Annotated in this window: 2 pseudogenes; both read left to right on the top strand. The window is 46.0% G+C overall.

From position 1 onward, the window contains the following. Positions 1-184: pseudogene (locus tag SB822_RS56160) on the top strand (hypothetical protein); the annotation flags it as partial. Continuing rightward, positions 173-300: pseudogene (locus SB822_RS56155) on the top strand (hypothetical protein); the annotation flags it as partial. The pseudogenes SB822_RS56160 and SB822_RS56155, both read left to right, overlap by 12 nt.

The following is a 300-nucleotide window of genomic DNA, read 5'->3' as shown; positions in this document are numbered from 1 at the left end:
TGCGATCCTGGCGGAAGAATACGACCCGCGTAAACACAAATACGACGCGGAATACTACATCGAAAACCAGGTTCTGCCGGCGGTTCTGCGTATCCTGGAAGGTTTCGGTTACCGTAAAGAAGACCTGCGTTGGCAGACAACCAAACAGACCGGTCTGACCTCTTGGCTGAACATCAAAAAATCTGGTACCGGTGGTGGTGGTGCGACCGTTAAATTCAAATACAAAGGTGAAGAAAAAGAAGTTGACATCTCTAAAATCAAAAAAGTTTGGCGTGTTGGTAAAATGATCTCTTTCACCTA

This window comes from Paraburkholderia sp. SIMBA_054, from assembly GCF_046534875.1.
GTDB lineage: Bacteria > Pseudomonadota > Gammaproteobacteria > Burkholderiales > Burkholderiaceae > Paraburkholderia > Paraburkholderia hospita.
Note: the sequence above shows the minus strand (reverse complement) of the source record. Positions and strands in the feature narration are given on the sequence as shown.